Below are 1,386 nucleotides of genomic sequence, written 5' to 3' on the forward strand. Positions count from 1 at the left end.
CGTGCAGGGTGCGCGGCACCAGGCCGTGCCGGATGGCCAGCACCGCCTTGATGACGCCCGCGACGCCCGCGGCCGCCTGGGTGTGGCCGATGTTGGACTTGAGCGAGCCGAGCAGCAGCGGGCGGTCCTCGGGCCGGTCCTGGCCGTAGGTCGCCAGCAGCGCCTCCGCCTCGATGGGGTCGCCGAGCGCGGTCCCGGTGCCGTGTGCCTCCACCATGTCCACGTCGGCGGCCGTGAGCCCCGCGCTCGCCCAGGCGTCCCGGATGACCTGTTGCTGTGAGAGCCCGTTGGGCGCGGTGAGGCCGTTGGAGGCGCCGTCCTGGTTGATGGCGGAGCCGCGCACGACCGCCAGTACCCGGTGGCCGTTGCGGCGCGCGTCCGAGAGCCGCTCGACCAGCAGCATCCCGGCGCCTTCCGAGAAGCCGGTGCCGTCGGCGGCCGCGGCGAAGGCCTTGCACCGGCCGTCGAGTGCCAGCCCCTGCTGGCTGGTCAGCTCGGTGAAGATGCCCGGGGTCGACAGCACCGTGGCGCCGCCGGCGAGCGCCATCGAGCATTCACCGCGCCGCAGGGACTCCACGGCCAGGTGCAGGGCCACCAGCGATGAGGAGCAGGCGGTGTCCACGGTGAGCGCGGGTCCGGTCAGCCCGAGCACATAGGCGATACGGCCCGAGGCGACGCTGGTGGTCTTGCCGGTGAGCATCAGGCCGTCGAGCGTCTCCGGCGCCTCGTGCAGCCGGGGCCCGTATTCCTGGTCCATCGTGCCGACGAACACGCCGGTCCTGCTGCCCCGCAGCGTGTCCGGGTCGATGCCGGCGCGTTCCAGCAGCTCCCAGGAGGTCTCCAGGAGCAGACGCTGCTGCGGGTCCATGGCCAGCGCCTCGCGCGGGGATATCCCGAAGAAGCGGGGGTCGAAGTCCGTGGCATTGTCCACGAATCCGCCGACCCCGGTGGAGACGCGGCCCTGGCCCTCCGGCCGCAGCAGGCGCTCCAGGTCCCACCCGCGGTCGTCGGGGAAGTCCGAGATCGCGTCCCGCTCCGCGGTGACGAGCCGCCACAGGTCCTCGGGGGAGCGTACGTCGCCGGGGAAGCGGCAGCTGGTGGCCACGATGGCGATGGGGTCGTCCGCGGCGCCCGCCGCGCCGTCCCGGCCGGGCTCCCGCACCGAGACGGCCGCCGTGCGGCGGTTCCCGGTGCCGTCCCGTAAGGACTCCAGGTGTGCTGCCAGCCGGGCCGGGGTCGGGTACGAGAAGAGGGTGGCCATGGTCAGCCGCTCGCCCAGCACGGTGTTGAGCCGGCCCCGCAGGTCGCCGAGCATGACCGAGTCGAAGCCGAGGTCCTTGAACGACCGCCGTACGTCGATCTCGTCCGGCGTGCCGTACCCCAGCA

Annotated in this window: 1 protein-coding gene; it reads right to left on the reverse strand. The window is 73.4% G+C overall.

Annotated features, from left to right (window positions below; all coding sequences use genetic code 11):
- A partial coding sequence (locus tag BBH68_RS38615) for an acyl carrier protein (RefSeq protein ID WP_141713172.1) occupies positions 1–1,386 on the reverse strand: 1,386 nt, incomplete at both ends.

This window comes from Streptomyces sparsogenes (assembly GCF_001704635.1).
GTDB classification, from domain to species: Bacteria; Actinomycetota; Actinomycetes; order Streptomycetales; family Streptomycetaceae; genus Streptomyces; species Streptomyces sparsogenes.